We start from the raw sequence: 5242 nt of genomic DNA on the forward strand, positions 1-5242 counted from the left end.
CATCCGCATGAGCCGCCGCCGTCAGACGATTGCCCGCCGGCTGGTGGAAGCCCAGCAGACCGCCGCCATGCTGACCACCTTCAACGAGGCGGACATGAGCGAGATCATCGCTCTACGCAAACGCTACCGCGAAGCCTTCCACAAACGCCACGGGGTAGATTTGGGTTTCATGTCCTTTTTTGTCAAGGCCTGCATTGCCGCCCTGCGCGAGTTTCCCAACCTGAATGCCGAGATTCAGGGTAACGAAATTGTGCGGAAATATTACTATGACATCGGCATTGCGGTGGGGGATGCGGAGGGCTTGGTTGTGCCGGTGCTGCGGGACGCCCAAAACCTGAGTTTTGCCGAGATCGAACGCAAGATTGGCGAGTTTGTCCGCAAAGCGGGCGAAGGAACGCTCACCCTGGATGATTTGCGCGGCGGCACATTTACCATTACCAACGGTGGCGTGTTCGGCTCGCTGCTGAGTACGCCGATTCTCAACCCACCGCAGGTTGGCATCCTGGGTATGCACCGCATTCAGGAACGGCCGGTAGCGGTCAATGGGCAGGTGGTCATCCGCCCGATGATGTATCTGGCGTTGAGTTATGATCACCGCATCGTAGACGGCCGCGAGGCGGTACAATTTCTGGTGCGCATCAAACAAATGCTCGAAGACCCGGGACAATTGCTGGTTGAGAGCGGTTGAAAAGAATGCCTGGTGGACGACCTTTCCCGTGATAAAGTTATGTATAATGAAAAGGAATTCTTGATTACGGGAGGGGTCGTCCATGGGTAGCATGCTTTTCGGTGTTGTTTGTATCGGTGCTCTTTTTCTAATCTTTGCCGCCATAGGGGTCTGGTTAATTCTCCGTTATCAACAGAACAAGCAGAAAGCCCAACAGAGCGTAAACTGGCCAACGACCAGCGGACGGGTGATTGAGTCGCGCATCAGCGAGCATGAAAGTGAAGATGAGGATGGTCACACTACCTCGACCTATGCTCCGGTTGTGCGTTTTGAATATCAGGTGGAGGGCGTCACCTATACCAGCGATCGCATGGGGGTGGGATCGAAGATAGCCATCAGCAACCGCAAAAAGGTTGAACAGCAGATCGCCGGTTATCCGGAGGGAAAGCTGGTAAGGGTGTATTACAACCCTCAAAATCCGGCCGAGGCGGTATTGGAAACCCGGCTCACCAGCAAAGCTGAACTGGTTGCCGGCATTATTCTGATTGTGGTTGGTCTTTCAATTTTGTGTCTGGGTGTGGGCGGTATTTTACTCAGTTCGCTCAGCAATACCCGTGGATTTTAGAAAGAGGCAGGCGTCAACTATGGAGATGGTATCGTTCAACGGCTGGCAGGAGTGTATCCGTTTTCAAAATGAACTGGTGGATGTGGTCATCTCCACCCAGTTTGGGCCGCGAATTTTGCGGTATGGCTTCTATGATGAGGAAAACGAATTTGCCGAGCTGGAAGAAGAGCGGGGCAAGACAGGCGGTGACAAATGGCGTATGTACGGCGGTCATCGTCTGTGGCACGCCCCGGAAGCCGACCCGCGCACCTACTACCCGGATAACGAACCGCTGGAATGGCGGGATATGGGGGATGGTGTGCGTCTGATCCAACCGGTTGAGCGCACCACCGGCATCCAGAAGGAAATGGAAATCCGCCTTTCGCCGGTGGGGACTCATGTGCGGGTGATTCACCGGCTGTACAACCGCAGCGTGTGGGAAGTGCGGCTTGCCCCATGGGCGCTTTCGGTGATGCTGCCGGGCGGTACGGCAATTCTGCCGCTGCCGCCGCGCCTGGCGCACACCGACCCGGCCGCTCTGCTGCCGGTGAATTCCCTTGCGTTGTGGCCGTATACCGACCTGAGCGATTCGCGTTTGATTTGGGGGCGTCAGTACATCCTGGTGCGGCAAGACCCCTTGATTAAAATTGCCCAGAAGATTGGGGCTTTCATCCCCGGCGGCTGGTGCGCCTATGCCCGCCGCGGCCATTTGTTCATCAAACGTTTCGCGGTTGAAAGTGGAGCGCTGTATCCCGATTTGGGCTGCAATGTTGAAGTGTTCACCAACGAGCGTTTTTTGGAACTGGAAACGTTGGGCCCTTTGCAAACGATTCCACCACAGGGCTTCATTGAGCATGTCGAGGACTGGTATCTGTTCCGGGATGTGCCGACACCCCACAACGATGCCCAGGTCGAGCGCCATGTGCTGACCCGCATCGTGGAAACGGTGGTATAAGTGAATTCGGCATGACGCGTTTTCTCGTATCGGGTCTCATCAACATCGAAACGACCCTGCGGATTGAGCGCTTCCCGCTGGAATACAACCCGGTTAATTTCCCGTTTTTTGGGGTTCATTCCAGCGTTTCGGGGGTGGGCTATAACCTTGCCAAAGCACTGACACGGCTGGGAAATGATGTGGAATTCCTTTCCCTGATCGGCAAGGATGCTGCCGGGCAGCTGGTATTGAATGCGCTGCGAGAAGATCAAATCCCCTCGGCGGGAGTATTGCAAAAACTGGAACAAACCCCTCAATCCGTCATCCTGTACGATTCGCAGGGCAACCGCCAGATTCACACCGACCTGAAGGATATTCAAGAACAAATTTATCCGCCGGCGGAGGCGGAGCATGCCTTGAGCGCCTGCGATGTGGCTGTGCTGTGCAACATCAACTTCTCGCGTCCGCTGCTGGTCAAGGCGCGCCGGCTGGGTAAGCCAATCGCAACCGATGTTCACGCCGTCAGTGACCTTGAGGATGATTACAACCGCGATTTTATGCAGTTTGCCGATATTCTCTTCATGAGTCATGAAAAATTACCCCTCCCGCCGGAGGAGTGGATCCAGGTTGTGCGTGACCGCTGCCCCGCCGGGATGATTGTGATTGGGCTGAGTAGTCAGGGCTGCCTGCTGGCCGAACGCGGTCGGCAGGAAGTGGAGCACATCCCGGCGGTAAGCACCCGCCCGGTGCAAAACACAATTGGGGCAGGCGATGCGTTGTTCTCCGCTTTCCTGCACGCCTTTTTTCAGGGAGATTCAGCGCTGGAGGCGCTGCAAAAGGCAGTCGTTTTTGCTTCCTACAAAATTGGGGCGGTATCGGCTGCGGATGGGTTTCTGGATGCCGCCGGGCTGGAAGCATTGTACCGACAGACCCACACGGCTTAATGGAATGTTAACTTGATTTCCGCCCGGCTTATAGATACAATCCCGACATTGAATATGAATCGGGAGTTGAATGGTGGAGATCGAAGGTAAAGCCGACCGCGAAGCGAGCCTGACTTTTGTCAAATTTGTGCGTCTATTTCGCATTCGCCTGGTTACTCAGGGGGTAAAGGCTACCCTGTGGTGGATGTTCAACGTGTTCAATCGGGTGGTTCTGGATCGTCCACTCCGCACCCAGTGCGAGATTACCCCTCATTTGTTTGTGGGAGCGCAGTTCCGCCGGCGCGGATGGCGTATTTTGCAGGGATGGGGAATCAACGGCGTGATTAATATGCGAGCCGAATTTGATGACCGCCAGTTAGGGCTGGCTTTACCCAATTACCTTCACCTGCCGACGGTGGATGACAATGCACCATCTTTGCAGGATTTACACGCGGGTGTGGCTTTTTACCGGAGAATTAAAGCCAACGGCGGTAAGGTTTATATTCACTGCGGGGCAGGTGTGGGACGGGCGCCGACCATGGCGGCCGCCTGCTTGATTGCAGAAGGATTTACACCCGAAGCAGCGTGGGAGAAAATTCGGCAGGTGCGGATTTTTATCCGCCCGACCCGCGTTCAACAGGAACAGATTCAGCGCTTTGCGGAAATGCAGGCTCAGCAGTAAATCCGCAAATCCAGCACCGGCCAGAATTTGCGCGTTGGGCGGCTGCCGGGCAGCGCCGGGTTGATGGCTTCCAGCGCAGCTGAATAACTGCCCGGATTGGAGCGGATTTGACGCAGCGCGCGGCGGGTGAGGGCATCGGCTTCGCGATTGTGCTTGCGCGGTATCCAGCGCCATTTCAGGTTGCTGAAGGAAGCCGCAATCCGCTGGGCTTTTTCGTGCAAGGGACGAATCTGGTCGGAGTGAACTGAGGCGACCCCTTCCATTTGCTCAATGACCGATTTGGCGTCCCCGATGATATGGAGGGTTTCCCCTTCCACACCCATATCGCGCAGGGCTTCCAGTCCTTCAATCAAGGCCAGATACTCGGCAATGTTGCTGCTGGCATCCCTGCCGCGCAAATACCCTCCGTGTCCGCGCGCAATGATACGGTTGCCCCGCCAGGCAATCCAGCCGTAACACATGAAACCGGCGCCATGCGCGGGGCAATTCTTTTTGGGAATGCCCATGAAGAGACCGTCAAAGTACAATGTGAGTGTCATGCTTTCCTCGCTGAACGCAAACCGGCGATGGAGAATTCCATCGCCGGTCGGGAAGAAGAGGGCTCATTGTGAGCCAGAGGGAAGGAAGAAGATGAAAGGTTGAATCTCGGAACTTGCCTGTTGGGTGAAGACCTCATTGGTTTGCCTGTGCAGCCTGCGTGAGTTTTCGATTGCTTCACTTGATTATGATTATGCAGGATTTATGTAAAAATGCAATCAAAAATTGGTAAAGATTGGATTAAGAAAAATGTAAGGTCTCACCACCAGGGCTGGTTATATTTTCATGGGTTTGGCACAAGCGCAAAACCCAGACAGCAGCAAAATGAACCCACTCCCACCTCCCCCAATATCGCAAAATCAATATTGGGGGAGGCTGAAATAGCTGCGAAAAGGGCTTACGCCGAACTGACGTTATAATAAACAGGATGAGCGATTGGATGCCGGACGCTGAAGTTTTATTCAGACAGGTAGAAAGGGCGCTGCAAAAACGTTGGCCGCTGATGGATGAACAGCATCAAACGGCGTTGCGCCTGTTCAGCGGCTTTTATGAGGGATTCCCAGAGGTTGTGATTGACCTTTATGGCAGCACACTGGTCATTTTTAACTACCATGAAAAGCCGGTGGTTCTGCGCCCTCTGCTGATCGAGTTGCAAAAATGGTTCATCCAGAAGTTCCCGTGGATAACGGCGGTGGTGCATAAGACCCGCAGCCTCCGCAACATGCCTTCCCGTTTGGGAGTGATCCGGTTTGGGGATGAGCATTCGTTAACCACGCAGATTGTAGAACATGGCGTGAAGTATGCCATCCATTTGCGTTTGAATCAGGATGCCAGTTTTTATCTGGATACCCGCAACCTGCGCGGCTGGTTGAAAGATCACATGGCGGGTAAAAGT

At 54.5% G+C, this 5242-nt stretch carries 7 protein-coding genes and 1 pseudogene; 7 read left to right on the forward strand and 1 reads right to left on the reverse strand.

Features of this window, described 5'->3' with window-relative positions:
• The 5 genes from sucB to VAE48_RS03525 form a co-directional block, all read left to right on the forward strand.
• Nucleotides 1-688 (forward strand): dihydrolipoyllysine-residue succinyltransferase (gene sucB / locus VAE48_RS03505; protein ID WP_322791932.1); only part of this gene is annotated, 688 nt, incomplete at its 5' end.
• Nucleotides 689-770: 82 nt separating this feature from the next.
• Entirely contained in the window at nt 771-1292 is a 522-nt protein-coding gene (locus tag VAE48_RS03510; protein ID WP_322791933.1) for a DUF3592 domain-containing protein, read from the forward strand.
• Between the two features lie 19 nt (nt 1293-1311).
• Nucleotides 1312-2226, forward strand: a complete 915-nt coding sequence (locus tag VAE48_RS03515; protein WP_322791934.1) for a hypothetical protein — start codon at nt 1312-1314, stop codon at nt 2224-2226.
• An 11-nt stretch (nt 2227-2237) separates the two neighbouring features.
• Nucleotides 2238-3149, forward strand: coding sequence for a carbohydrate kinase family protein (locus VAE48_RS03520; RefSeq protein WP_322791935.1), 912 nt, complete (start codon nt 2238-2240; stop codon nt 3147-3149).
• A gap of 70 nt (nt 3150-3219) precedes the next feature.
• Nucleotides 3220-3810: a protein-tyrosine phosphatase family protein gene (locus VAE48_RS03525; RefSeq protein ID WP_322791936.1), complete on the forward strand. Its 591-nt coding sequence runs from the start codon at nt 3220-3222 to the stop codon at nt 3808-3810.
• Here VAE48_RS03525 and VAE48_RS03530 read toward each other — a convergent pair.
• A complete protein-coding gene (locus VAE48_RS03530) occupies nt 3801-4349 on the reverse strand; it encodes a ribonuclease HI family protein (RefSeq protein WP_322791937.1) in 549 nt (182 codons plus the stop codon). The two genes, VAE48_RS03525 and VAE48_RS03530, sit on opposite strands and share 10 nt — an antisense overlap.
• Nucleotides 4350-4559: 210 nt before the next feature.
• On the opposite strand from VAE48_RS03530, the gene VAE48_RS03535 reads away from it, so the two are divergent.
• Complete coding sequence (locus VAE48_RS03535) at nt 4560-4766, forward strand: hypothetical protein (protein WP_322791938.1); 207 nt, start codon at nt 4560-4562, stop codon at nt 4764-4766.
• 20 nt (nt 4767-4786) lie between these two features.
• A pseudogene (locus tag VAE48_RS03540) lies at nt 4787-5242 on the forward strand (SAM-dependent methyltransferase); the annotation flags it as partial.

Origin of the sequence: Bellilinea sp. (genome assembly GCF_034432615.1) — a bacterium.
GTDB lineage: Bacteria > Chloroflexota > Anaerolineae > Anaerolineales > Anaerolineaceae > Bellilinea.